Origin of the sequence: Micromonospora phaseoli (assembly GCF_900109115.1) — a bacterium.
Taxonomy (GTDB): Bacteria; Actinomycetota; Actinomycetes; order Mycobacteriales; family Micromonosporaceae; genus Micromonospora; species Micromonospora phaseoli.
Window position 1 is genome coordinate 23,460 of record NZ_FNYV01000012.1, and the last position, 25,718, is coordinate 49,177.

Genomic DNA, 25,718 nt, shown 5'->3' on the forward strand with positions numbered 1-25,718 from the left:
TCAGCAATGAGGCGAAGGGAGCGGGGCCATGACCGAGGAACGCGCCGACGGAAAGCCGGCCGACGGCACCGAGTCACACGACCCGGACTTCCCACCGGCGTTCCTGTCTTTCATGCGGCAGGGCTGGCGGGACAGCACCCTGCCGGTCGGACCGCGACCGGAGGTGCCGAACTACGCCAAGCGCCGGGCCGCCCTCTCGGCGGCCTTCCCGGGCGAGACGCTGGTGATCCCCACCGGCGGGGAGAAGGTGCGCGCCAACGACACCGAGTACCGGTTCCGCCCGGGCAGCGACTTCGCGTACCTGACCGGGGACTACGACCCGGACAGCGTCCTGGTGCTGCGGCCCACCGGCTCGGGGCACGACGCCACCCTGTACATGCGGCCCCGCTCGTCGCGGGAGACCGACGAGTTCTTCCGCAGCCGCCACGGCGAGCTGTGGGTGGGGCGGCGGCACACCCTGCCGGAGAAGTCGACCGAGTTGGGTCTGCCCACGGCGGACCTGACCGAGTTGGAGACGGCGTTGGCCGACCTGGCTCCCGGGCGTACCCGGGTGCTGCGCGGGTTCGACGCCCGGGTGGACGCGGCCGTCCGGCCCTGGGACGGGCCCCGCGAGGAGGGCCAGCCGGCCCGCGACCGCGAGCTGGCGATCGCCGTCTCGGAGCTGAAGCTGGTGAAGGACGAGTGGGAGATCGCCCAACTCCAGGACGCGGTCGACGCCACGGTGCGCGGATTCGAGGACGTGGCCCGGGTGTTGCCGGCCGACCGGGGTGTCTCGGAGCGGCTGTTGGAGGGGATCTTCGCGCTGCGCGCGCGGCACGACGGCAACGACGTCGGCTACGGCTCGATCGTGGGTGCCGGCGAGCACGCCACGATCCTGCACTGGGTGCACAATCACGGCGTCACCCGGCCGGGTGAGCTGCTGCTGATGGACATGGGCGTGGAGGGACGCCACCTCTACACCGCGGACGTGACCCGGGTGTTGCCGGTCGACGGGCGGTTCACCCCGTTGCAGCGCCAGGTCTACGACGTCGTGTACGCCTCACAGCAGGCCGGTATCGACGTCATCAAGCCGGGCGTGAAGTTCCGCGACGTGCACCTGACCTGCATGCGGGTGCTCGCCGAAGGGCTCGCCGACCTGGGTCTGCTGCCGGTGAGCGTGGACGAGGCGATGGACGAGAAGTCGACGGTCTACCGCCGCTGGACGCTGCACGGCTTCGGGCACATGCTCGGCATCGACGTGCACGACTGCTCGAACGCCCGCCGGGAGACCTACCGCGACGGAGAGCTGGGCGAGGGGTACGTGCTCACCGTCGAACCGGGGCTGTACTTCCAGCCGGAGGACGAGCTGGTCCCCGAGGAGCTGCGCGGCATCGGCATCCGGATCGAGGACGACGTGCTGGTCACCACCGCAGGGGCGGTGAACCTGTCGGCGGGCCTGCCGCGCCGGGCCGACGAGGTGGAGACCTGGCTGGCCGAGCAGCGCGAGGCCGGGCCGCGGCTGCCTGGCTGACCTGGGCCCCTGGGCCCTGGGCGACACGGCCCCTGGACGACACGAACACCGGGCGGGTTCCCCGCTGGGAGGCGACGATGCTGTCGCTCCCAGCGGGGGACCCGCCCTCTTTCGTCCTGGGGATCAGCGTTGGCCCTGCTCACCCGCTTTCGGCCCGGCGCCGCGAGATGACGTCCTGACGCCCGATCGGTGGGCAACGCGGGCTTTATTCGGATAAATCCTTCTCGCGAGGAACATTCTCATACGGTGGTCATCAGAGGGCTGCAACCCGTTTGTAGCTGCTCGCACCGGTTCGTGCGGTGCGATCCAGTCTGGTAGCAGGAAAGGGCGGAAGGCTCTGATGTCCGATGACGTGACCACTTCCTACGGTGGGCCGCCCCCGGCTCCACCGCCCCCGGCATCGCCGGGGCTCCGACGACGAAAACTGTGGCTGACCGCCGGTGTCGCGGGCCTGACCGGCGTGGTCGGTCTGGCCGCCCTGGGCGGGGTGGCCGCCCGGGACGACCCGGCCGACAACTCCGGCCGGACGGACGCGCAGTCCAACGCCCGGCAGAACGTCAGCGACGGCGGAAAGCCCGACGCGGCCGAGGCCGGCGAGGCCGAGGGCGAGTGGGCCGGCGAGCGCGCCGGCGAGCATGCCGGCCGCAAGGACGGCGGCGACAAGGACAGGGCGCATCAGGTGCCCTGCGACACCGACAAGCTGATCCAGGCGATCGTCCACGCCAACCAGAACCACGGCGGCGTACTCGCGTTGGCCAAGCACTGCACGTACGAGCTGACCCGCAGCGAGGACGGCAACGGGCTTCCGGTGATCACCAAGCCGATCACGTTGAAGGGGGACGACAGCAGCATCTTCCGGGCCGCGAACGTCGAGCGGTTCCGCATCCTCAACGTCGGTCGGGGCGGCCACCTGACGCTGAAGGGCGTGACGGTCAAGGGCGGTCAGACGACCTCCGGCATGATGGCCGCACCGCCGGTCGCAGCCCTGGATCTCGCCGCCGCGAAGCCGACCCGAGCCGAGACCACCAAGGCCGCGAAGCCCGCCAAGGACGCGCCCAAGGCGGCAGCCGCGAAGCCCGCGGCAGCGGCGCGGCCGGCACCGGGAGGCGCCAGTGCCGCCTCGAAGCCGGCGGCCACGCCGGCCGCGACCGCCGCGGTGGAGGCCGCACCGCCCAGCATCGCCGCCGACGGTGTCGACGGTGGCGGGATCCTGGTACAGCGGGGCGGCACCGCCGACCTGGAGCACAGCCGGATCGTGCAGAACCAGGCGACCCGCAACGGCGGCGGCATCGCAAACTTCGGCACCACCACCATCCGCAGCAGCACGGTGGAGCAGAACAGCGCCGGCGGTTTCGGCGGAGGCGTGTTCAACGCCGGCATCCTGCGGGTCGAGGAATCGAAGATCGTTTACAACACCTCGGGCACGGGTGGCGGCGGCATCTCCAACGGTTCGACGCCCAACGGCTTCGCCGGCACGGGTGGCACGGTCTGGGTCTGGAAGAGCACGATCAGCCACAACCGGACCGGGCGGCTCGGCGGCGGCGTCCTCCTCATCGGTGGGGACACCACCCTCGCCCAGAGCCAGGTCACCGACAACACCACCAGCCTCGACGGCGGCGGCCTGGTCGCCATCACCGACGCCCGGGTGAGCCTGGAACACGTGCTGGTGGCCCGGAACTACGCCGCCGACGACGCCGGCGGTGTCGGGGTCGCCGACGGCTCCACCGCCATCATCACCAACAGCGCCATCAAGGAGAACGTCGCCGGTGACTTCGGCGGCGGCCTGGTCAACGACGAAGCGTCGGTGACCTTGCGGGACTCCGAGCTGCGGGCGAACCAGGCGGTGGGCGCGGCGGCACGCGGTGCCGGCATCGCCAACGCCGGCGGCGTGACCACGCTGACCCGGACCACGGTGGCCGACAACGTCGCCACCGCGGCACCGGGTGGCATCTACACCGACAACGAGCAGGTGGAGATCGACCGGAAGTCAGCGGTCACCGGCAACCGCCCGACCAACTGCGTCGGCAGTCCGGTCGTCCCGGACCGCTGCTTCGGCTGACGCCGGTCGGGCGAGTGAACGACAGGACAGCACCACCACATAGAGGGGCTCCTCCGCGCCGCTCGGCGACGCGGAGGAGCCCCGCCCGTGTGCCCGCTTACCGCCAAGCAGGAGACGTCAGCGCAGGTCAGAGCGGGTACGGGCGGAAGCCGCCGCCGCGTACCCGTCAGCGCGGACCTGGGGCCACTGACCGGGTGCGTACCCAATGTGGGGTTATTTCGGATAACGCCTTGAGGCGAGGAACATTCTCATACGGTGTTTCTGGGAGCTACAACCGATTTGTAGCAGGGGACGCTCGCCTGGTGCGTGACGACCCTGTCTGGTACGACGAGAGGGCAGAGAGCTCCGATGTCCAACTACCAAGCTAAGAACAACGCCGCGGAGCCGGAGGTGGCGCCGAAGCGGCGTCGCAAGTTCTGGATCGCCAGCGGCGTCGCCGGTCTCACCGGCGTGGTCAGCATCGCCGCCGTCGGTATCTCCACCGGCGCCGGCGCGGTCGGCACCGACGGTCTCCGCTGGTCCACCGCCCAGCAGGTCAGCAAGGACGGCGACCAGGGCGCGGTGGCCCCCGAAGAACACAAGGGCAAGAAGGACGACCGCCGCGACGAGAACAAGGACGACCGCCGCGACGACAAGAGGGAGCACGGGAAGGAGGTGCCCTGCGACACCGACAAGCTGATTCAGTCGATCATCTTCGCCAACGAGAACCACGGCGGCGTGCTGAACCTGGCCAAGGGGTGCACCTACAAGCTGACCCGCTCCGACACGAGCGACGGCAGCGGCCCCAACGGCCTTCCGGTGATCACGGAGAGCGTCGTGCTCAAGGGGCACGACACCAAGATCGTCCGCGATGCCACGGGCGAGGACTTCCGGATCCTCAACGTGGGCCGCGGCGGCAACCTCACCGTCAAGGGCCTCACCATCAAGGGTGGCCAGACCTCACCCTTCGCCGTCAGCCCGGCAACTGCGGAGACTCCGGAAGCCGTGTGGTCGCGCTTCTCCAACTCGGTCGAGGCCACCAAGGCGGCCGAGGCGAAGCAGGCGTACCTGCCGCTGCTGCAGGCCACGCCGAAGGGCATCGCGGTCAAGGCCAAGGCCACCCAGGCCAATGGCGACGTCTCGGTGCTGGCCGAGCCGGAGTCGAACGACGGCGCGGGCGTGCTCGTGCAGCCGGGCGGCACCGCCTCGTTCGAGGAGACGCACATCGTGGCCAACCAGGCCGGTGGCGTCGGAGGGGGCCTGGCCAACTTCGGCAAGGCCAGCCTCTACCACACCACCGTCGCCGACAACACCGCCTTCCTCTACGGCGGTGGCATCTTCAACGCGGGCGTGCTGCGGGTGGCCGCGTCGACCGTGAAGAACAACGATGCGATCATCGGCGGTGGCGGCATCGCCAACGGCGCGGCGTTCATCTTCCGCTCCGACATCGACGGTGGCACCGCCTGGATCGAGAAGACCGAGATCACCAGCAACGAGGTCCTCGGCTTCGGCGGCGGTCTGCTCGACATCGAGGGCAACACCACCGTCAAGCACTCGAAGATCGCCAACAACACGGCGGTACTCGCCGGTGGTGGCGTGGCCGCGGCGGGCGACAGCAGCCTGGAGCTGCAGCACGTCGAGGTCATCAAGAACACCACCGTCGGTGTGGGCGGCGGCCTAGCCCTGGCCTTCGGCGCGATCGCCAGCGTCGAGCACAGCAAGATCGACGAGAACAAGGCCGGTTTCTTCGGCGCCGGCGTGTTCAACTTCCTCGGTCAGGCCACCTTCCGCAACAGCACGATCAACGGCAACCGGGCCGTCGGCCCGCTGGGCGTCGGCGGCGGCATCTTCACCATCGGGGGCGAGATCGACCTCGAGAAGACCAAGGTGGCGTACAACTTCGCCACCCTCCGGCCGGGCGGCGTGTTCAGCCTCCTCACCGACGTCGAGGTGGACGACAAGTCGGCCATCACGGCCAACAAGCCGACCAACTGCGAGGGCACCATCACGCCGATCCCGAACTGCTTCGGCTGATCACCTGACGGGCGGCCACCCGGCCGCACGTCCAGGCAACCAGGACCGGCCCCCTCCCGCAGCCGCGGGAGGGGGCCGGTTCGCCGGTACGCCTAGCGCTGGACGAAGACCGCGACGCTGCGCCCCGGCACGGTGAAGGTGCCGCTGGACCTGGCGAACGAGGCGGTACGCAGCACCGGATCGGCCGAGGAACGCAACACCGGATGCAGCGTCACGTCGGCTCCACGCAGCCCGGCGACCCGTTGCGTGGCGACCTGCGGGGTGGCGTTGAAGACCACCGTCACCGACTTCCACGCCCCGCCGAGGCCACCGGCGTCGAGGGTCATGGTCAGCACCCCCGGCGTCTCGTCCTGGCCCGACAACGGGAAGGCGACCCGCCGCTGCACCTCCCGCCCGGTGGGCAACCCGAACACCGGCGAGGATGCCCGGACCTTCAGCAGCTCGGCGTACCGGGCGTCGGCCAACTCGACCGCCGCGCAGTCCGCCACCAGCGCCGGGTCGGCCAGCAGGGGCTTCGCGTACGGCCACTTGGCCTGGTTGTCCTCGGCCGGCGGCAACCCGATGCCGAAGCCGTTGCCCTGCGCGCAGTCCCAGCGGATCTGGTTGAACCAGTCCCCCGAGTTGTACGAGTTGCGGTCCAGCGACTTCGACCGCAGCCGCTCGGTGCCGGTGGTGACGAAGCCGGCGCCCTGGCTCATCACCACCGTGCTCAGGGCCAGCACCTGCATCCGGGCCCGGTCCGTCGCCGAGGTGGACTGCGGCAGCTTGTACGCCAGCGCGTCGTAGAGGATCTCGTTGTCGTGCGCGTCGACGTAGGTGATCGACTCGCCCGGCGCGTCGGTGTAGCCGGCCGGCGAGCCGTTGTAGTCGACCTGCGCGCCGGTGACCGCCCTCCCCGACGAGTCGGTGAACCGATAGCCGCGCAGGTTGCCGGCCAACCCGACCTTGACCAGGTCGTGCTGGTGCAGCAGGCGGGCCCGCTGTTCGGCGGCGGAGCCGTTGACCGGGTCACCGTTGGGGTCGCTGAACAGCCCGGAGGCGAAGCCCTGCTGCCGGGGGTTGTCGTCGAACGGGCCACCACCACGCACCGCGTCGCGCAGCCGGTCGTTGAACGTGCCGATCCCGGTACCCGCCATGTTGGCCTGCGTCGCCTGCACGAACCGGGCGTCGTCGGCCACCTCGCCGAAGTTCCAGCCTTCGCCGTAGAGCAGGATCCGCTTGCCGTCCACACCGTCCCGGGCCACCGTCAGCTTGTCCAGCGCCTTACGGACGGCGAGGATGTTCGCCTTCGGGTGGTGGCCCATCAGGTCGAAGCGGAACCCGTCGACCTTGTACGCCTTCGCCCAGGTGACCAGCGAGTCGACCACCAGCTTGCCCATCATGGCGTGTTCCGGCGCGGTGTTCGCGCAGCAGGTGGAGGTGGCCACCGCGCCGTCGTCGAGCAACCGGTGGTAGTAGCCGGGGACGATCTGGTCGAGCACCGAGCGCGGGTCGGTGCCGGCGGCCGAGGTGTGGTTGTAGACCACGTCCATGACCACCCGCAGGCCGGCGGCGTTGACCCCGGCGACCATCTGCCGGAACTCGGTGGTGCGTCGCGCGCCCTCCGGGTCGACGGCGTACCCGCCCTCGGGGACGGTGTAGTGCAGCGGGTCGTATCCCCAGTTGTAGCCGTCGGTCTCCTGCACCGCGGCGACGCACTCCTGCTGCCGCTGCGAGTCCGGCGGCAGGGCCGCCAGGTCGCAGTCCGGCTGCCGCTGGTCGGCCCGCCGCTCGGGGATGGTGGCGAAGTCGAACGCGGGCAGCAGGTGCAGGTGGGTCACCCCGGCGTCGCTGATCGCCCTGAGGTGCCTCATGCCGGCGCTGGCCGGGTCGGTGAAGGCGAGGAAGGTGCCCCGCCGCTGCTCGGGGACCGTGGTGTCGGCGATGGAGAAGTCCCGAACCGACAGCTCGGAGATCTGCACCTTGGCCGAGGGCACGGCCGCCGGCTTGCGCAGCCTGGCCCAGCCGGTCGGGGCCAGCTTCTCGTCGGTCAGGTCGACTATCTGGCTGTGCGTGGAGTCGGTCGCCAGCGCCACCGAGTACGGGTCGGTCACCGAAGCGGTGACCACCTGCTGCGCCGCCGGCTGCCATGCCCGCACCTGGTAGCGGTAGTACCTGCCGGTCCAGGACCGCTCCCCGCGCGTCGACCACACGCCGGTGCGGTCGTCACGGCGCATCGACACGGTGCGCGGCGTCGCCGTGGGCGAGTCGAACAGTTGCAGCGACACCGTCCGGGCGGTGGGCGCCCAGATCGACAGGGTCGGCACACCACCGGTGAACGTGGCACCGAGGCTGGCCGAGGTGGCCGGGGCGTACACGTCGTCGAGCACGCCCGGAATCTGCACGCCGGTGGCGCCCAGCAGGGTGCCGTCGGCGGCCCGCTCGGTCACCAGCAGCTGCCCGCGCAGCGCCGCCGGCACTCCGGCCAGGTCCCGCCGGTCCAGCGTGAAGGCCCGGTGCTCCCACAGGTGCGGGAAGGCCGCGCGCTGGGCCTCGGTGAGCCCGTTGCGCTGCGCGGTCAACGACATCGAGGTGTACGTCCCGACGAGTTCGCCGTCGACCACGCTCACTCCGCCGGCGGACGCGGTCACCAGCGCGTACGCCCGACCGTCGGTGGGTCCGGTGCGCCAGGCGATGGTGGACCGGTCGATCCAGTGCGCCTTCTGCTTGCCGACGTCGGTGTCCCGGCCGCCGCCGGTGGCGGTCGAGGGCAGCAGCCGGCCCGGTGTCGCGGCGAGCAGCCAGACCTCGCGGCCGGCCTCGGCAAAGTCGAGCCGCTGATCCTGCGGCAGGTCCTTCTCGTCGCCGGAATGGATGATGTAGCTCAGCCCGGCCGCGCCCTCGGCCAACGGCACCCGGAACTCGGCGCCGAAGGAGTCGACCCGGGTCGGCGGCATCGGGTTCGCCCAGTCGGTGGGGCTGGCCGCGCCGTCCCACAGGTGCAGGCCCCAGCCGTCGTAGTTGCCGTCGGGCCGGCGGTAGTGGATCACCGCCGTGCCGTCCTCGACCGGCGGCGCGGGCGCACCCGCGGCCTCCTCCCGGCTCGGGTAGGTGGCCGGGTCGCCCTGTTTGACCCACACCTCACCGGTCTGCGTCACGTCGACGGTCCGGTCGTTCTCCACGTCCTTGTTGCCGTCGGCGTCGACCACCAGGAAGCCGACCGACTTCGCCCCCGGCTTGAGCTTCACCCAGGCGAACCGCCCGTAGGCGTCGGTGCCGGCGAACGGCTGCCCCTGGGGCCACTCGGTGACGTACTCCGGGTCGACGTCGCCCCAGGTGTAGAGGCCCCAGTCGGTGTAGTCGCCGTCGGGCCGCTGGTAGTGCACCACCAGCCAGTCCCGGGACGAGCCGGACTCCTCGGGGGTGCCGACCGTGGCGGTGGAACCGGTGGCGGCGGTCCGGCCCCGACCGTCGCGGACCACCGCCTTGTACTCGACCTTCGTGCCGGCGGGCAGGCCGGTCAGGTCGTGGTGCACGGTGTACGGCGCACGGTGGGCGGAGCCGAGCAGCGTCCATCGTCCGCCGGCGACCCGGGCGGCCATCGTGACGGTCGCCAACGGGTCGCCGGTGACCTGGGCGGTCACCTCCGCGCGGGTGGCCGGCGAGGAGTCGGACGCCGGGGCGGTGAGGGTGATACCCGGCTTGGCGGTGGGCAGCGCGACCGGCTTGGCGGCCCGGTGCACCACCGCCGACAGCGGCGGCACGGTCAGGGTCAGCTTGCCGTCGCCGGCGGCCACCGGACGGCCGGCGGCGCCGTAGATGCCGGTGAAGGTGGCACCGGCCGTCCAGGTGTCCACGGTGACAGTCTGCGCGGTCGTGGCGTTGTTGACTGCCACCAGGTACTCGGTGCGATTGTCCGGGTCGAACCGGGAGAAGGCGAAGACGCCGGGGCCGTCGGCCGCGTGCCGGGTCACCTGCACCCCGTCGCGCAGCGCCGGGTGCGCCTGGCGCAGCCCGCCCAGCTCCGCGATGGCGCGGTAGAGCGGGTGTGTCCGGTCGAACTGGTCGACCGCGTGGGTACGGTCGGTGCCGAGCAGGTCGTCGTCGAGATAGTCCGGCGTACGCGAGGCGAACATCGGCTGCCGGGCGTCCTTGTCCCCGCCGGGGCCGGTGAAGCCCTGCTCGTCGCCGGAGTAGATCACCGGCTGGCCCCGGGTGAGGAACATCAGCTCGTGGGCGAGCTGGTCACGGCGCAGATGGGTGGCCGGATCGGTGGGTCCGTTCGCGATGAAGGAGCCGATCCGACCCATGTCGTGGTTGCCGAGGAAGGTGGGCAGCCGGCCGGCGTGGGTGTCCCGGGCGGCGTACAGGTCGTCGCGGGCGTACACCTCGGCCAGTGCCTTGGCGGAGCCGTCGTTGGCGGTGAAGCCGCGTGCCGCCTCCTGGAAGCCGAAGTCCAGGGTGGCGGGCAGCCCGCCCTGGCGTACGTAGTCGGAGGTGATCTCCGGGTCGGCGCTGTAGACCTCGCCGAACATGAAGAAGTCCTTCTTGCCGGCGCGGGCCGCGGCCTGGTTGACGCCCTGGCTGAACTGCGGCCAGAAGTCCATGTTGACGTGCTTGACCGTGTCCAGCCGGAAGCCGTCGACGCCGGTGTCCCGCACCCAGTCGGCGTAGATCTTGGTCATGCCGCGGACCACCTCGGGCCGTTCGGTCCACAGGTCGTCGAGGCCGAAGAAGTCGCCGTACTCACTGTTCTCGCCGACGAAGGTGGAGTCACCACGGTTGTGGTACATGGTCGGGTCGTTCAGCCAGGACGGGACCTTGACCTTCGCGTCGGCCGGGGTCTGGAAGGTCGGGGTGTACGGGAACGAATCCGCGTTCACCGTGGGAAAGCCCCGGCTGCCGTCGGCGTAGTTGCGGTCCTCGAACGGCCGGCCCTGCGAGTCGCGGTACGGCGTGGTCGCCTTGTCGAGGTAGCTGGTCTGGTCCTGCTCGTAGCCGATGACGTCCGCGGTGTGGTTGACGATCACGTCGAGGTAGACCTTGATGCCACGCCGATGGGCGTGCTGGACCAGCTTCTTCAGGTCGGCGGTGCTGCCGAAGTGTGGGTCGACCTGGGTGAAGTCGGTGATCCAGTAGCCGTGGTAGCCGGCGGAGACGTCGTCGCCCTCGCCCTGCACCGGGCGGTTCTCGAACACCGGCGCGAGCCAGATGGCGGTGCTGCCCAGCCCTTCGATGTAGTCGAGCCGGTCGATCAGGCCCTTGAGGTCACCGCCCTGGTAGAACCCCTTGTCCGTGGGGTCGTACCCGGTACGTGACCGGTCGCCGGTCCGGCCGCCCCGGTCGTTGCGCGGATCGCCGTTGGCGAACCGGTCCGGCAGGACGAAGTAGAACTGTTCGGCCCGTGCCCGGCTGCTTCCCGCATCGAGCAGGGCCGCGGTGGAGGGTTCGCTGGTCCAGGTGGCGGCGCCGGTGACGCTGAGCGGACCGGTGCCGCTCGACCGACCAGCCGCGGCGGCGCTGGTGGGGTGCACCGCGATCGGCGTGCCGACCAGGGTGAGGGTGAGCAGGAAGACGAGGGCGAGCAGGACCTTGCGAGCTATCGGCGGGGGTTTCATCGACGGCCTTCCTCTGGTCGCTGATTGGCCCGCACGCTAGCCCTTGCCGAAACATTCTGCAATCCCTTGCAAACAAGCCCGCAACAAAGCAGGCTTCTTGCGCAAGGATGGCGTGATCCGCCGCCGCAGCGGACCGTCCTCAGAGTCCGCTACAGCCCCGTCCGGAGACGCTGCAGCTCGCCGGCCGAGAGCGGGCAGACTCGATGTGGAAACGCAACGGCACCGACGAGCCGGCGGCCAGCGCGGGCCCGCTGCGGTACGTCAGGGTCCCGCCGGCACCGCTGAAGGTCCCCTGTGGAACGCCCTCCAGCCAGGCGGTGACCACCCGGCCGCCCGGATAGTCCACCCGCGCCACCCAGCCCAGATCCCCACCCGAGGTGTTACGGATCAGTACCTCCGCGATGAAGCCGCCCGGGAAGGTGTCCATCACCCGGTACTTCGCCTGTAGCGGGGCCGGCGGCGCGGGCGGGGCCGGCGGCGGGGCGGACGAGGTGGGCGCAGCCGGCGATGCGGCGGACGGCGGCGGCACCGACGTGGGCGCTGCCGTCGGAGTGCGGCTCGGCTGGTCGGTGCGGCGCGGAGACAGCCCGGGCACCGCCGGAGACAGCGGCGGCGACGCCTCCCGTCCCGCCGACGACGCCCGCTCCGGAATCGGCACGGCCACCGCTGGCGGCCCCGGCGGCCCCGGCCGGAAATCCGGCCCGGGACCTCGGTACGCCCCGACCGCGATGACGAGCAGCACCACCATGATGACGACCCCGACCGACACCAGAACCCAGGGCGAGGAGTAAGCGACGGTGGCGGAGCTTCGGGGCTGGGACTCACGCGGGGCGCGACGCGTACCGGACATGTCTCTCCTCAGCGGGCAGCCCGGCAAGCCTAACGATCTTCAGCTATGTCGGAAAGTGCCCTGCGAATCACCACGCGTCCTGACAGTACGGTCAGCCCGTCCCGCATGCGGCCGCGTTGACCGTGCACAGTGCCGGGTACTCGCCGCCCCCGGTCCGGGTGAACCGCAGGTACACCGACTGCTGCGCGCCCGCGCCGAGTTGGCCGGTGCCGCTGAGCAGATACCATCCGCCACCTTTGATGGTCACCGAAACGCCGGGGCCGCTGGAGGCCCGGATGCCGCTGACACCACTGTTGAACCTCAGCTCGACCTGCCAGTCACTCGACCGGCCGGTGCCGTTGCGCACCACCAACTGGGCTTCGAACGAACCGGCGTCGCTGTCCTGCAAGCGGTAGCTGGCGGAGACCACGCCGGTGTCCGCGGCCGGCGACGACTGTGTCGGTGCGGGAGCGCTCGGTGACCGGGTGCCGTCCGACCGTACCGGTGCCGACTCCACGGGCGACGGATCCACCTGCTGCGCCGACGACCCGGACGACGAGTCCGAGATGGACGGCGAGACGGACGCGGGCGGCGCCACCGGAGCGGTCGTCCGGCTCCCCGTCTCCGTGGATTCGCCGGTCGTCGCCGCAGGGGCCGGCAGCACCATCGGCGGGCCGGGCGCCCAGGCCGCCGGGCGCTCGGGACCCCGGAACGACAGCGCCGCGACCACCAGCAGCACCGCCAACACCGCGGTGCCGACCAGGACCACCACCCAGGGCGCGGAGGCGATCATCCTCGGCAGGGTGCGCCCGCCGGACGTGGCACCGGCCACGGCACCACTGTCCGCGCCACTGTCCGCACCTCTGTCTGCACCACTGTCCCTACCGCTCTCGTCACCGGTCCCAGCACCGGCTGCCACATCGGGCGCAGCACCGCTCACTGCCTCGTCCACAGCACCGGGCTCTGCGTTGGTCGCATCGGCGTTCTCTTCGCCGGACGGCCGCACTGACATTGAGGTCCCCACTCGTCGTCGCCGACGCGCAGCCTAGTCAGGCCGAGCCGGGACACGAAACAGGCAGGTCAGCCAGCATGCCTGACCGATCGGGCCGGCCGGGGCGCCAACCTACCCACAGCCGGCTGGAAACGCCGCGCACCCGGCGACGACGGCACCTGGGACGCCCCGGGCGATTCAGCCGGTACGCACGACCGTGCAGATCACCGGCCCGCCGTCGGTGCTTCGCAGCAGGTAGCGGTAGCGCTCACCGGGCACCTGCCGGCCCTGGCTGTCCAGGAACTCCCAGCGGACGGCCACCTCGGTCAGCAGGGCGGAAACCTGCTGCACCTGCTCCAACTCGGCGTGCGCCGCGACCAGCTCCCGCTCGGCGTAGTCCGGGGCGGCACCCACGAAGGACAGCGCCACGGCCGCCGGCGACGTGAACGAGAAGCTGTAGGTGTCGGCGACCACCAGCCCGGGCAGGGCGTAACAGCCGGCGATCGCGGGCAGGTCACCGGCGGTCAGGGCCACGCCGTACCGGTCGAAGAAGTCGGTCAGCGTGTCGAGATCGGTGGAAGCAGTCACGCCGCAAGAAATTGCCGGCACGCCGGTCGGTGAAACCTCAACGCGGCGGAATCGACACCTCGACCTCGCTGCCCAGCCGGGCGCCCCCGTCCAGGCCGAGGTCGTCGCCGCTCCAGAACCGACCCGGGTCGTACCAGTTCGGCCGTCGCCCCGTCGGCAGCAGACCCATCGCCTCATAGGTGACCGCGACGACCTCGGCGCAGTACGCGGTCTCCAGAGCCAGCTCCCGTGCCTCCGGGACGCGCCGCCGGGGCGACCGCCCCGGCAACCGCGGCAACGGCACCCGACCCCGCAGCCACCGCCAGGTCAGCTGCGCCGTGGATGGAAACGGCGTGCCGTCCAGCCGCGCGATCGTCCGCAGCACCGACCGCTCCATGTCCGGGTCGGCCGGCGGCTCGAGCTGACGCAGCCACGCCCGCTGACCGTACCGGTTGGCCCAGACGCAGGCCGCGTCCCGCAGGTCGTGCAACTGCACGCCGCGTTGGTGAGTGCCGGTCCACAGGTCGGGCAGCGACCGGCCCAGCTCGGCATGCCACATCAGCGGCGGCATGTCGTCCAGCACCACCGCCATCCCGACATGGTTCACGGGGCTGTTGGTGGTCAACTGGATGGCGCGGTCGGGCACGCTGCGACCACGGAAGATCCACAGATCGCCGGTGCGGGTCAGCTCCACCGCCTCGTCCAGGCTGATGCTCATGAAGGACTACCCTAAGCGGATGACGCGACGGATGCGGTGGTGGAAGGTCCTCGGGTTGGCCGGTCTGGCCGGTGTCGCGGCCTCCGGCGTGGTGATCGCCCGGGCCGAGCGACGGCGGCGCGCGTACACCCCGGAGGAGATCCGGGCGCGGCTGCGCGACCGGCACGCGGAGGCCACCTCGCTCTCGCCGGTCCCCCCGGAGGAGGCCGGCTGAAGCCGGTTCGCCCACCCGGCGGTCAGTCCATCTCGGTGTGGTTGCGGTCCCAGCGACCACCCACCGGCTGACTGTCCAGCCGCAACGCACCCTCGGCGTTGCCGGCCAGGTCGTTGTCCTCGACCCGGCAGGAGACACACGAACCCCGATCGGTGATCCACAAACCGTAGCTCTGGGTCGGCCCGTCGCGGTTGTCCCAGACCCGGTTGCCGCGCACCATCGCCGACTCGACGTGCGCGTTCACGGCGATGCCGGCCCGCACCGGCGCCGCCGCCGGCAACTCGTAGCGGGTCCCCGGTGATGGCACGTCCTCGTTCCACGCGGTCGCCGCGTCCGGCCGCAGTTCGGCCAGGTTCAGGGCGGTGTCGGTGTTGCCGACCACCAACGCGAGCCGGGTACCGACCCGCAGCACCTTGCCCCGGTGGCCGTCAGCCGGCCAACCCGCGTTCTGGTCCGTCATGGCGCGCCGGGCGTACCGCACCGACTCGCCGGAGCCGGTGGCCGCCGGAGCGCACTGGCGCCCGTTGTTGCGGATCCGGTTGTCGACCACCGCCGCGTCGACCATCGGCCGGTCGACCCGGATCGCGTCCAGTCCGTTGTCCCAGAACTCGTTGCTTTCGATCACCACGTCCGAGGCCGCGCCCTGGTAGCCGTTGCCCAGGTCGTGCTGGTGATAGCCGTGACCGCCGTTGCCGCTGATCCGGTTTCCCCGGATGGTGTACGGCCCGGGGGTGTTGCCCATGCTGATCCCGTCGCGGACGTTGCGGTCGATGACGCAGTCGGTCAGGATGCCGCCACGGCCGGCGATCCCCGCCGTGCCGTTGGCGGAGACGTCGAAACCGGCATCCAGGTTTCCGGTGAGGGTGCAGGCGGAGACGATCAGGCCGTCGGCGCCCCAGTCGGAGATACCGAACCGGTTGGCCTGACTGTGACAGCCGATGATGCGGTACCCGCGCGGCGGCGTCCAGTACGACTTCTGCAACTCCAGGAAGATGCCGTTGGTGCCGTTGCCGAGCGTGGTGCAGTTGCTGATGGTGCAGCGTTCCACCTCGCCCCAGCCGCCGATGCCGATACCGATGCCCGCGCCGCCCATCTCCTCGCCGTTGTCCAGCCGCCCGCAGCCGACGACCACCACGCCGTCGATCAGGCTGTCCTGAAGGAAGTCGCAGCCCAGCCCGGTCGCGCCGGTGTGGTGGATGTACAGATTGCGGAAGACGCCCCGGACGACGTACTGCAGGCCGAGCCCCTTGGCGAGGTAGTTGTACTGCACCAGGGCCACGCCCGAACCGTCGATCTCGAAGTCGGCGAAGGTGCAGTCGGCGATGTGGCGGTCGCGGTCGGCGCCGTGCTGCACCGTGGTCCAGAAGGCCAACGGCGTCGGCTCTGCGCGGTTGCCCTCGTTGCTCAGCATGAACCGGGTCGCCCCCGGCCCCGCACCGAGCAGTGACACCCCGCTGCGCCAGACCGTGCCCGCGTCCCTGATCGAGTAGATGCCCGGCGGACAGTAGATGACGCGGGGCCGGCCGTCGGCCGCGTACCCCTCACCGAGGCGGTCGACGAGCGCCGACAGTGCCGGCTGGTCATTGGTGACGCCGTCACCACGGAGGCCGAAATCCTGCGCGTCACACCAGAGCGGCGCCCCGGCGACCGGGGACAGGCGCTCGCGGGTGGCGATGGACCTTCCGTGCTGCCACACGGCCCCACTCCCCTCGGTCGTCGGCTGCTGCGCACCGCGCTTTCCCGCTCCCCACGCCGGAAAACGCCATCCCCGGACCGTCCGTCGACCGTCCTGGCCACCACGGCGCAGCCACCACCACCTGTCCGTCGCGTCCCGTTCGCCCCCAGATGATGCGTCACCGCTGTTTCTTCGTCGGCACTTCGGGGCCTGGATGACCGTTATGTGCAGATCTGCGACGTGGTCGGGGCCACCGTGATCGCGGAATCATGCACCCACCCCGGTCGTTGAACATGACGTAACCGCGACGCCCGCTCCGGCGCCGCACCGGGCACCGGCCGGAATGACCTCGGACGCCCCGGCGTTACACCCCTTCCGGACGTCGTGAGCGGCCCCAAGAGCCCCCCGACGGTCCTTGATCCACCTCCCCCCTTCCGCACGGTCCGGCCGCATCCCCCTGCGCACGGGCCGCGCGCACCCCCGAACGAAAGGTGTCCCCCATCATGCGTACCGACATCCTGCGTAAGACCGCTCTGACCATCGCCGCTGCCGCCGCCACCGCTGGTGGCATCGCCGGTCCCGCGATCGCCGCCCAGGCCACTCCGGGTGCGCAGGCCAGCGCCGTGGTGCAGGCCGACCGCAAGGGCAACGGCGAGCGCCAGCTCGACGTGCGCTACGAGGCCCAGCCGAACTTCTACTACTGTGGCCCCGCCGCCACCCGTAACGCCCTGAGCGTGCAGGGCAAGAACATCGACGTGCACGCCATGGCCAAGGAGATGGGCACCACCGAGGCCGGCACCGACTCGATCAACGACATCACCCCGGTGCTGAACAAGGAGACCGGCAAGGACGTCTACCGCAGCGTCGAGATCCCCGGCGCCAAGGCCGAGGCCAAGCAGGTCGAGAAGCTGCGCGCCGACGTCGTCCGCACCGTCGACGAGGGCCGGGCCGTGGTCGCCAACATCGCCGGCACCGCCACCGACACCGAGGGCACCACCCACGCCTTCGAGGGTGGCCACTACATCAGCGTCGTCGGCTACCACGACAACGGCGACACCGTCACCATCGCCGACTCCGCCGACCCCGCCCAGGCCTCCTACCAGGTGAGCATCGACGCGCTCGCCAACTGGATCGCCAGCCGCGGCTACAGCGCCACCTCCTGACCGACGAACCGACGAACCGACGAGAGGGCCGGCCCCGGACGGGGTCGGCCCTCTTTCTGTCTCGCCACCACCCGCACACTCCGCCGAGGTTGGCGGCAACATCAGGGATGTTGCGAACCCGGGCCGGGGGTCAGGGGCCTGCGCGGCCCGGGTCAGGTGGTCGGGGCGACGAACTCCAGGCGGTTGCCGTGGGCGTCCTCGGTGTGGAAGCGCCGCAGTCCGGGCAGTTGGTCGTCACCCCAGGTGACCGGGTAGCCGGCGGCGGTCAGCCGGGCGGCGAGGTCCTCCAGGTCGGGCCGGAGCAGGGCGGGATGGGCCTTGCGCGCCGGACGGAAGTCGTCCTCCACGCCCAGGTGCAGTTCGGCGCCGTACCCGTTGAACCAGCAACCACCGCGGGCCGCGAGGGCCAGCGGCTTGGCCAGTTCGGCCAGGCCGAGGAGTCCGACGTAGAAGGCCCGCGAGAGATCTTCGGAACCCCGCGGGCAGGCGAGCTGGACGTGGTGGATCATGTTGGGACCTCCCGAGTACACGATGGCATCGGGTTGCACTTATAGCAAGACGGACGTACGGTTTTGTTGACAGCGAGAATCGGCGGTAAGTGTTGCCTAACCACGGCAACCCTCCGGCCGGTGCGACAGACTGCTCAGGACTACTCACGGTCGCTGGTGTGAAGGAGTACGACGTGGCGAGCCTCGACACCTTCGGTGCGAAGACCCAGCTACGCGTCGGAGACGCGAGCTACGAGATTTTCAAGATCAGCAAGGTGGAGGGACACGAACGGCTCCCCTACAGCCTGAAGATCCTGCTGGAAAACCTGCTGCGGACCGAGGACGGCGCGAACATCACCGCCGAACACATCCGCCAACTCGGCGGGTGGGACCCGACCGCGGACCCGAACGTCGAGATCCAGTTCACCCCGGCCCGCGTGCTGATGCAGGACTTCACCGGCGTACCGTGCGTGGTCGACCTGGCCACCATGCGTGAGGCGGTCCGCGACCTCGGCGGCGACCCGACCAAGGTGAACCCGCTCGCCCCGGCCGAGCTGGTCATCGACCACTCCGTCATCGCCGACCTGTTCGGTCGCCAGGACGCCTTCGAACGCAACGTCGAGCTGGAGTACGCCCGCAACAAGGAGCGCTACCAGTTCCTGCGCTGGGGGCAGACCGCCTTCAACGAGTTCAAGGTGGTCCCCCCGGGCACCGGCATCGTGCACCAGGTCAACATCGAGTACCTGGCCCGCACCGTGATGGAGCGCGGCGGCCAGGCGTACCCGGACACGGTCGTCGGCACCGACTCGCACACCACGATGGTCAACGGCCTGGGCGTGCTCGGCTGGGGCGTCGGCGGCATCGAGGCCGAGGCCGCCATGCTCGGCCAGCCGGTCAGCATGCTGATCCCACGGGTGGTGGGCTTCAAGCTCGCCGGTGAGATGCCGGCCGGCACCACCGCCACCGACCTGGTGCTCACCATCACCGAGATGCTGCGCAAGCACGGCGTGGTCGGCAAGTTCGTCGAGTTCTACGGCCCCGGCGTGAGCGCGGTGCCGCTGGCCAACCGCGCCACCATCGGCAACATGTCGCCGGAGTACGGCTCCACCGTGGCGATCTTCCCGATCGACGCAGAGACCGTCCGCTACCTGGAGTTGACCGGCCGCGACCCGCAGCAGGTCGCCCTGGTCGAGGCGTACGCCAAGGAGCAGGGCCTCTGGCACGACCCGGCCCACGAGCCGCACTACTCCGAGCAGCTGGAGCTCGACCTGAGCACCATCGAGCCCTCCCTCGCCGGCCCGAAGCGCCCGCAGGACCGGGTGCCGCTGGGCAGCGCCAAGACGCTGTTCCGGGCCGCGCTCACCGACTACGTGGCGGCCGACGAGACCGGTGGCGAGCCCGGCGCTACGCCGGGCGTGCCGCAGCAGGAGAAGCCGTTCGGGGTGACCGGTCACGCCGACGAGGCCAGCGCCGAGTCCTTCCCGGCCAGCGACTCACCGGCCAACGGGGTGGCGGACCCGGCCGACGCCCCGCGCGAGCTGATCAACGCCGCCGTGGGCTCCGGCGGGCGGGCCAGCGACCCGATCCGGGTCACCGGCGCCGACGGCACCGAGTTCGAGCTGGACCACGGCGCGGTCGTGATCGCCGCGATCACCTCGTGCACCAACACCTCCAACCCGCAGGTCATGATCGGCGCGGCACTGCTCGCGCGTAACGCGGTGGACCGGGGTCTGAACCGCAAGCCGTGGGTGAAGACCACCCTCGCCCCCGGTTCCAAGGTCGTCATGGACTACTACGATCGGGCCGGCCTCACGCCGTACCTGGAGAAGCTCGGCTTCCACCTGGTCGGCTACGGCTGCACCACCTGCATCGGCAACTCCGGCCCGCTGCCGGAGGAGATCTCCGCCGCGGTGAACGAGGCCGACCTCGCCGTCGTGTCGGTGCTCTCCGGCAACCGCAACTTCGAGGGCCGGATCAACCCGGACGTGAAGATGAACTATCTGGCGTCCCCGCCGCTGGTGGTCGCGTACGCCCTCGCCGGCACGATGGACATCGACCTGGCCAACGAGCCGCTCGGCGAGGACAGCGAGGGCAAGCCGGTCTTCCTGCGGGACATCTGGCCGAACACCACCGAGATCCAGGACGTCATCGCCTCGGCGATCGGCGCCGCCGGTTTCAGCTCCGCGTACGCCGACGTCTTCGCCGGCGACGAGCGCTGGCAGTCCCTGCCGACCCCGACCGGGGACACCTTCGCCTGGGACGGCGAGTCCACCTACGTCCGCAAGCCCCCGTACTTCGAGGGCATGCAGCCCGAGCCGACCCCGGTTGCCGACATCGGTCCGGCCCGGGTGCTGGCCAAGCTCGGCGACTCGGTGACCACCGACCACATCTCGCCGGCCGGCTCGATCAAGGCCGACTCGCCCGCCGGGGTCTACCTCGCCGAGCACGGCGTGCCGCGGCACGAGTTCAACTCCTACGGCTCGCGCCGGGGCAACCACGAGGTGATGATCCGCGGCACCTTCGCCAACATCCGGCTGCGCAATCAACTGGTCCCGGGAGTCGAGGGCGGCTTCACGATCAACCACCTGACCGGCGAGCAGACCTCCATCTACGACGCCTCGATGGCGTACCAGTCCGCCGAGGTCCCGCTGGTCATCCTGGCCGGCAAGGAGTACGGCTCCGGCTCGTCGCGGGACTGGGCGGCCAAGGGCACCATGCTGCTCGGCGTCAGGGCGGTGATCGCCGAGTCGTACGAGCGGATCCACCGCTCCAACCTGATCGGCATGGGCGTGCTGCCGTTGCAGTTCCCGGTCGGTGAGAACGCCGACTCGCTGGGGCTCACCGGGACCGAGACGTTCACCATCACCGGGGTGACCGCCATCAACGACGGCACCGTCCCGCGCACGGTGAAGGTGACCACCGACAGCGGCGTGGAGTTCGACGCCGTGGTGCGGATCGACACCCCGGGTGAGGCCGACTACTACCGGCACGGCGGCATCCTGCAGTACGTGCTGCGTCGGATGATCGCCAGCTGACGTACCAGGTCCGAAGGGCTCTCCCCGTTCGCGGGGAGAGCCCTTCGTCGTGTTCCGGTCGCCGCGAGCCGGCTCTGGCCCAGGCGCACCGGGCCGCGCTGTGCCGCTCTGGCCTCCCGCGGACCGGGCGGCACGTGCGGCTCCGGCCGCCGGCGGACCGGGCCTCACTGTGCGTTGCGGCGGGCCTCCCGGAGCTTCATGGCGTGCTCCACCAGCGTGATGAGCACCTCCTTGGCCGAGTCCCGCTGCCGGGCGTCGCAGAGCAGCACCGGGACCTCCGGGTCGAGGTTCAGCGCGGTCTGCACCTCGTCGAGCCGGTACTGCCGCGCCCCGTCGAAGCAGTTCACCGCGACCAGGAACGGTGTCCCCCGCTCCTCGAAGTAGTCGATGGAGGGGAAGCAGTCGGCCAACCGGCGGGTGTCCGCCAGCACCACGGCGCCGATCGCGCCGAGCGCCAACTCGTCCCAGACGAACCAGAACCGGTCCTGGCCCGGGGTACCGAACAGGTACAGCACCAGGTCGTCGCTGATGGTGATCCGTCCGAAGTCCATCGCGACGGTGGTGGTCCGCTTGGTCTCGACACCGGCGAGATCGTCGATGCCCACCCCGGATTCGGTCAGCACCTCCTCGGTCCGCAACGGGCGCGTCTCACTGACCGCGCCGACCAGCGTGGTCTTGCCCGCCCCGAAGCCGCCCGCGACCAGGATCTTGATCGCTGTGGGCAGCGTGACCGTGCCCGCCGGCTGCTCAGAGTGCCCGTAGTCCATGGATAACCGCCTCGAAGATGCTGTGGTCGGAGATGTGCGGCTCGTGGATCCGTACCAGGTTGCGCGACACCAGATCGCCGAGCAGGACCCGTACGGTGCCGAGCGGCAGGTCCAGATGTGCCGCGATCTCGGCGACGGACTGTACCCGCTGGCAGAGGCCGACGATCGCCAGGTGCTCCGGACCCAGGCCGACCTCCGGGGATACGTCCTGACGAACCGCCGTCACCAGGGAGATCAGGTCGAACGTGCCGGTGACCGGGCGGGCCCGGCCGCCGGTCACCGCATACGGACGAACCACCGGACCAGCGTGGTCGTCCACCCATTGGTGGTCGGTGGAGTCTCCCTGCACCGCCATCTGGCCTACCTCTCCCCGTTGGTCTGTTCGGACCGTGACGGTGACGCGACGAACTGTCCGACCCGGGTGACCAGCATCGCCATCTCGTACGCGATCAGCCCGACGTCGGCGTCCTCAGTGGCCAGCACCGCGAGGCAGGCGTTGCGGCCGGCGGCGGTGACGAACAGGAAGGACGACTGCATCTCGATGATTGTCTGCTGCACCTGCCCGCCGCCGAACCGCTTGCCCGCGCCGCGGGCCAGGCTCTGGATGCCGGCCGCCATCGCCGCCAGGTGTTCGCCGTCGTCGCGGCCGAGCCCCTGCGAGGAGGCCATCAGTAGACCGTCTGCCGACAGCGCGACCGCGTGCTCGGCCTGCTTGACCCGGCCTACCAGATCATCCAGCAACCACGTCAGGTCGGCACTCGAAGGCGTCTTCTGCGCCACTTCGTCGTCCTCTTCTCCCTCGGCTCTTTCGCCGTGCTCATCCGGCTCTTCGCCGTGCTCATCTGGGCTGACCGGTCCTCGCCCGGTCCACCGGGGTCACCTACCCGGTCAGGTCGCCTGTTGACCAGCGTCGTCGGCCTCGTCGTCGGGCGCGGGCCGACCGCCCCCACCAAGCAGCCGGGCGGCGTCGGATCGTCCCCGCCGGGTGCCGGTCTGGTATGAGTTCATCATGCGCCGAACCTGTTCCGGTTCGCGAATCACCTCGTCGCGCTCCGCCATGGACTCAGGCTCGTCCCGCAACGCCGGTGCGAGGCTGGCCTGCCGGACCCGGACCGGCAGGCCCGACTCGGTCCGGGTCAGTTCGGCCTCGGCGACGACCGGATCGCCGGGCTCGGCGAGCGGCCGGCCCGCGCGGGCGGACCTGGCCGACGCTGCTCCGACCGACTCCGAAGGCGACCACGGCACCCCGTGGCCCGACGTCGAGGTGACCGGCAGTCCGATCGGGACAGTCGGGGCGTCCCATCCGGAGGAGGGCTCCGGCCAGTGGCGCGGCCGGGACGCCGGTGCGGACCGGTCATCGGGGCCCGGGCTCGCCTCGGCCGGGTCGTCTCCGCTGCGGTCGGCGGCACCCTCCCGTTCGCCGTCGGGTTCGACCGCCGGCTGTCGGGCGGAGACCGCTGGTGCGGCGAGGTCCGCCGCAGTGTCTGAGCGCTCGGCACGGGTTGGTCCCGGGAGCGCCGGCGCCGGCACACGGGTACCGCCCGGGTCGCCCGACTCCGCGTCGTCCCCGACGATCAGGCCGCTCGGGATGAGCACGACGGCCGTCGTTCCGCCGTACGCGGACTCCTTGAGCCGCACCCGTACCCCGTGCCGGTCGGTCAGTCGGCTCACCACGTAGAGGCCCAGCCGGGACGCGTCGGCGAGGTTGCGCTCCGAAGGGTCCTCGATGCGGTGGTTGGCGGCCGCGAGGTCCTCCTCGGTCATGCCCAGGCCGCGGTCCTCGATCTCGATGGCAAAGCCGTTGGAGACCAGTTGCCCGCGAACCTCGACGCTCGTGTGTGGCGGCGAGTAGACCAGCCCGTTCTCGATCAACTCGGCGAGCAGGTGGATGACGTCACCGACCGCCCGCCCGTGCAGCGACACGCTGTCGACCGGGAGCACGACGACCCGGCTGTGGTCCTCGACCTCGCCCACCGCACCGCGGACCACATCCACCATCGGCACGCTGCGGCGCCAGGCACGGCCCGGCGTGGAGCCGGACAGCACGATGAGGTTCTCCGTGTTGCGCCGCATCCGGGTGGCCAGGTGGTCGACGTGGAACAGCCCCTGCAGTCCCTCGGCGTCCTGCTCCCGGCGTTGCAGAGCGTCGAGCTGGGTGAGCTGACGGTGCACCAGCGCCTGGGTACGCCGGGCCAGGCTCAGGAACACCTCGCGTCCGACCCGACGTAGCTCGGCCTGCTCCACTGCCGTACGGACGGCGGTGGCCTGCACGTCGTCGAAGGCCCGACCCACCTGGCCGATCTCGTCGTCGCCGAAGGGCAGCGGCGGCGTCTCCTTGGCGATGTCCACCCGGTCGCCGCGGTCGAGCCGCTCCACCACGCCCGGCAGCCGCTCGTTGGCGAATCGCCAGGCGCTGTCACGCAGCTGACGCAGCTGTTGCGCCAGGGCGCGCGCGGTGGTGACCGAGACGATCACCGAGGCGATGACCGCGAGCAGGCCGAGACCGGCGGCGAGCACCAGCCGGACGATGACACCGATCGCGACCGGCGTGGCCCTCTCGACGATGTCGTCACCGCCGGCCAGGACCAGGTCACCGATCTCGATCAGTGCCGGACCGGTGGCGGCGGCCCACTCGGCGGCCGTGAAGGGCACGCGGGTCGTGCCGCTGCCCAGCATGATCTGGGCTTCCAGATCGGCCAGCCGCCGGAAGCTCGCGCCGCTGGCCAACCGCTCGTAGCGACGCTGGTCGGCGTCGGGCAGCCGGGCGATCGCCTGCTCCACGACGAACTGCCGGGCGCCGACGACGCGGGTGAACTCCGCCCGCTCGACCGAGGTGATCCGGCCGGCCGCCAGCACGCCGGCGAGCAAGGCGTCCTCCTGGGACAGCAACTCGCGGACCCGGTTGAGCCGGATCAGTTGGTCGGTGTCGTCGGCGACCTGATCGTCGTCGAGATTGCCGAGTTCGTCGTAGACCTCGTGGATCGACTCGATCAGGCCGGTGAACACCGCGCCGGCCTCCCGGCGGCCGATGTTGCGTCCGTCGACCGCGGTACGCGTGTCCGGCAGCGCCGCGAGGCGCTGGTCGAGCGACGCGATCCGCTCGCGCAACGCGTCGCTACCGAGCAGGTCGACCTGCCAGCTGCCGACCGACTCGGCGAACTCCGCAGCCGACTGGTCGGTACGCTGACGCAGCTGCGCCAACTCCTCCAGCCTTGCCTCGCCCGGTCGCCCGAGGTACACCAGCGAGGTACGCCGCTCGACCTGCAACTGCAGCAGCAACGGTTCGGTGGGGTCGAAGACCCGCGCGTCGAGCGCCTGCACAGCGAGCAGGTCGACTCCATCCCGGACGGTGACCCAGGCGGTGAAGCCCCAGAGTGCCACCAGCAACGCCAGCAGGGCCACGACCTTGGTACGCAGCTTGGTACTGCGGGAACCCATTACACCGTCCCTGGCCCTGGGCGAGCTGATCGGTCAGTCAGGAGTGCGGCACGCACACAGACCCCGGCGCACGCTAACAACGTCACCGCATCAACTCAAGCGCTCGTGATCATGCCCTGGTCGCCCCGGAGCGGCGCGGTACGGCGCGCGGCACGGCGCGCGACCCGGGTCCGGCGCGGCACGGGATGGCGGCGCGGGATGGCGGCGCGGGATGGCGGCGCGGGATGGCGGCACGGCGACCACGGCGTGCCACGCGACGGCGTGGCGTGGGATGGCCTGGCACGGCGACCCCGGCGTGGCGTCGGGTGCGTCGTAGGACTCCGGGAAGGGAATGTGGGCGCGGGCCGCCGCGCTGTGCCAGGCTCAGGGGCATGGACGACACGACCATCCTGAGCCGGATCTCCGATCTGGTCGACGAGGAGCACCGGCTGCGCGCGCAGGCCCAGACCACCGAGACGGGCACGGACGACGACGCCCGTACCCGGTTGCGCGAGTTGGAGGAGTCCCTCGACCAGTGCTGGGATCTGCTCCGCCGCCGCCGCGCGGCCCGGCAGGCACACGGCGACCCCGAGGCCCAGGGCGTCCGCCCGGTGCCGGAGGTCGAGCGGTACCTGCAGTAGACGTCACCAGGCTTCCGGGTGGCGGGTGATCGCC

The 25,718-nt window shown here is 70.9% G+C and carries 18 protein-coding genes; 7 read left to right on the top strand and 11 right to left on the bottom strand.

What is annotated here, in order from left to right:
• Positions 1 to 28 precede the first annotated feature (28 nt).
• From BMY89_RS24735 to BMY89_RS24745, 3 genes are all read left to right on the top strand, one after another.
• Positions 29 to 1,510 (top strand): aminopeptidase P family protein, encoded by a 1,482-nt coding sequence (locus tag BMY89_RS24735; protein ID WP_092382473.1) that lies wholly within the window; start codon positions 29 to 31, stop codon positions 1,508 to 1,510.
• Between the two features lie 340 nt (positions 1,511 to 1,850).
• On the top strand, positions 1,851 to 3,569 hold the full coding sequence (locus BMY89_RS24740; RefSeq protein ID WP_092382474.1) for a hypothetical protein: 1,719 nt from the start codon (positions 1,851 to 1,853) through the stop codon (positions 3,567 to 3,569).
• A 348-nt stretch (positions 3,570 to 3,917) separates the two neighbouring features.
• Positions 3,918 to 5,582: a right-handed parallel beta-helix repeat-containing protein gene (locus BMY89_RS24745; RefSeq protein WP_092382475.1), complete on the top strand. Its 1,665-nt coding sequence runs from the start codon at positions 3,918 to 3,920 to the stop codon at positions 5,580 to 5,582.
• Between the two features lie 92 nt (positions 5,583 to 5,674).
• On the opposite strand, the gene pulA is transcribed toward BMY89_RS24745, so the two are convergent.
• The 5 genes from pulA to BMY89_RS24770 all read right to left on the bottom strand — a co-directional run bounded on the left by pulA (position 5,675) and on the right by BMY89_RS24770 (position 14,284).
• Positions 5,675 to 11,179 carry a pullulanase-type alpha-1,6-glucosidase gene (gene pulA, locus BMY89_RS24750; protein WP_092382476.1) on the bottom strand — a complete coding sequence of 1,835 codons (5,505 nt, stop codon included), beginning with the start codon at positions 11,177 to 11,179 and terminating at the stop codon, positions 5,675 to 5,677.
• 139 nt (positions 11,180 to 11,318) lie between these two features.
• Complete coding sequence (locus BMY89_RS24755) at positions 11,319 to 12,029, bottom strand: cellulose binding domain-containing protein (RefSeq protein WP_092382477.1); 711 nt, start codon at positions 12,027 to 12,029, stop codon at positions 11,319 to 11,321.
• Between the two features lie 91 nt (positions 12,030 to 12,120).
• Entirely contained in the window at positions 12,121 to 12,840 is a 720-nt protein-coding gene (locus BMY89_RS24760; protein WP_139218004.1) for a hypothetical protein, read from the bottom strand.
• Between the two features lie 357 nt (positions 12,841 to 13,197).
• The gene (locus BMY89_RS24765) at positions 13,198 to 13,587 is read right to left on the bottom strand and encodes a hypothetical protein (RefSeq protein WP_092382479.1); all 390 of its coding nucleotides are present in this window, start codon (positions 13,585 to 13,587) and stop codon (positions 13,198 to 13,200) included.
• Between the two features lie 37 nt (positions 13,588 to 13,624).
• The gene (locus tag BMY89_RS24770) at positions 13,625 to 14,284 is read right to left on the bottom strand and encodes a hypothetical protein (RefSeq protein WP_092382480.1); all 660 of its coding nucleotides are present in this window, start codon (positions 14,282 to 14,284) and stop codon (positions 13,625 to 13,627) included.
• Between the two features lie 19 nt (positions 14,285 to 14,303).
• Here BMY89_RS24770 and BMY89_RS24775 point away from each other — a divergent pair, with 19 nt between their 5' ends.
• Complete coding sequence (locus BMY89_RS24775) at positions 14,304 to 14,498, top strand: hypothetical protein (RefSeq protein ID WP_232521534.1); 195 nt, start codon at positions 14,304 to 14,306, stop codon at positions 14,496 to 14,498.
• A 22-nt stretch (positions 14,499 to 14,520) separates the two neighbouring features.
• Here the strand turns inward: BMY89_RS24775 and BMY89_RS24780 are convergent, their stop codons facing one another.
• Positions 14,521 to 16,194 (bottom strand): right-handed parallel beta-helix repeat-containing protein, encoded by a 1,674-nt coding sequence (locus BMY89_RS24780; protein WP_092382482.1) that lies wholly within the window; start codon positions 16,192 to 16,194, stop codon positions 14,521 to 14,523.
• Positions 16,195 to 16,676: 482 nt separating this feature from the next.
• Between BMY89_RS24780 and BMY89_RS24785 the strand changes: the two genes are divergently transcribed.
• A complete protein-coding gene (locus tag BMY89_RS24785) occupies positions 16,677 to 17,336 on the top strand; it encodes a C39 family peptidase (protein ID WP_092382483.1) in 660 nt (219 codons plus the stop codon).
• A 152-nt stretch (positions 17,337 to 17,488) separates the two neighbouring features.
• Here BMY89_RS24785 and BMY89_RS24790 read toward each other — a convergent pair whose 3' ends face one another.
• On the bottom strand, positions 17,489 to 17,845 hold the full coding sequence (locus BMY89_RS24790) for a VOC family protein (protein WP_092382484.1): 357 nt from the start codon (positions 17,843 to 17,845) through the stop codon (positions 17,489 to 17,491).
• A 158-nt stretch (positions 17,846 to 18,003) separates the two neighbouring features.
• Between BMY89_RS24790 and BMY89_RS24795 the strand changes: the two genes are divergently transcribed.
• On the top strand, positions 18,004 to 20,859 hold the full coding sequence (locus BMY89_RS24795) for an aconitate hydratase (protein ID WP_092382485.1): 2,856 nt from the start codon (positions 18,004 to 18,006) through the stop codon (positions 20,857 to 20,859).
• Positions 20,860 to 21,023: 164 nt separating this feature from the next.
• Here the strand turns inward: BMY89_RS24795 and BMY89_RS24800 are convergent, their stop codons facing one another.
• The 4 genes from BMY89_RS24800 to BMY89_RS24815 form a co-directional block, all read right to left on the bottom strand.
• Complete coding sequence (locus tag BMY89_RS24800; protein WP_092382486.1) at positions 21,024 to 21,626, bottom strand: GTP-binding protein; 603 nt, start codon at positions 21,624 to 21,626, stop codon at positions 21,024 to 21,026.
• Positions 21,607 to 21,981: a DUF742 domain-containing protein gene (locus tag BMY89_RS24805; RefSeq protein ID WP_092382487.1), complete on the bottom strand. Its 375-nt coding sequence runs from the start codon at positions 21,979 to 21,981 to the stop codon at positions 21,607 to 21,609. Before BMY89_RS24805 ends, BMY89_RS24800 begins: the two co-directional genes overlap by 20 nt.
• A gap of 5 nt (positions 21,982 to 21,986) precedes the next feature.
• Positions 21,987 to 22,406, bottom strand: coding sequence for a roadblock/LC7 domain-containing protein (locus BMY89_RS24810; protein ID WP_092382488.1), 420 nt, complete (start codon positions 22,404 to 22,406; stop codon positions 21,987 to 21,989).
• 108 nt (positions 22,407 to 22,514) lie between these two features.
• Positions 22,515 to 25,064, bottom strand: a complete 2,550-nt coding sequence (locus BMY89_RS24815) for a sensor histidine kinase (protein WP_092382489.1) — start codon at positions 25,062 to 25,064, stop codon at positions 22,515 to 22,517.
• Between the two features lie 371 nt (positions 25,065 to 25,435).
• Between BMY89_RS24815 and BMY89_RS24820 the strand changes: the two genes are divergently transcribed.
• Positions 25,436 to 25,684, top strand: coding sequence for a DUF2630 family protein (locus tag BMY89_RS24820; protein WP_092382490.1), 249 nt, complete (start codon positions 25,436 to 25,438; stop codon positions 25,682 to 25,684).
• The last annotated feature ends 34 nt before the right edge of the window (positions 25,685 to 25,718 follow it).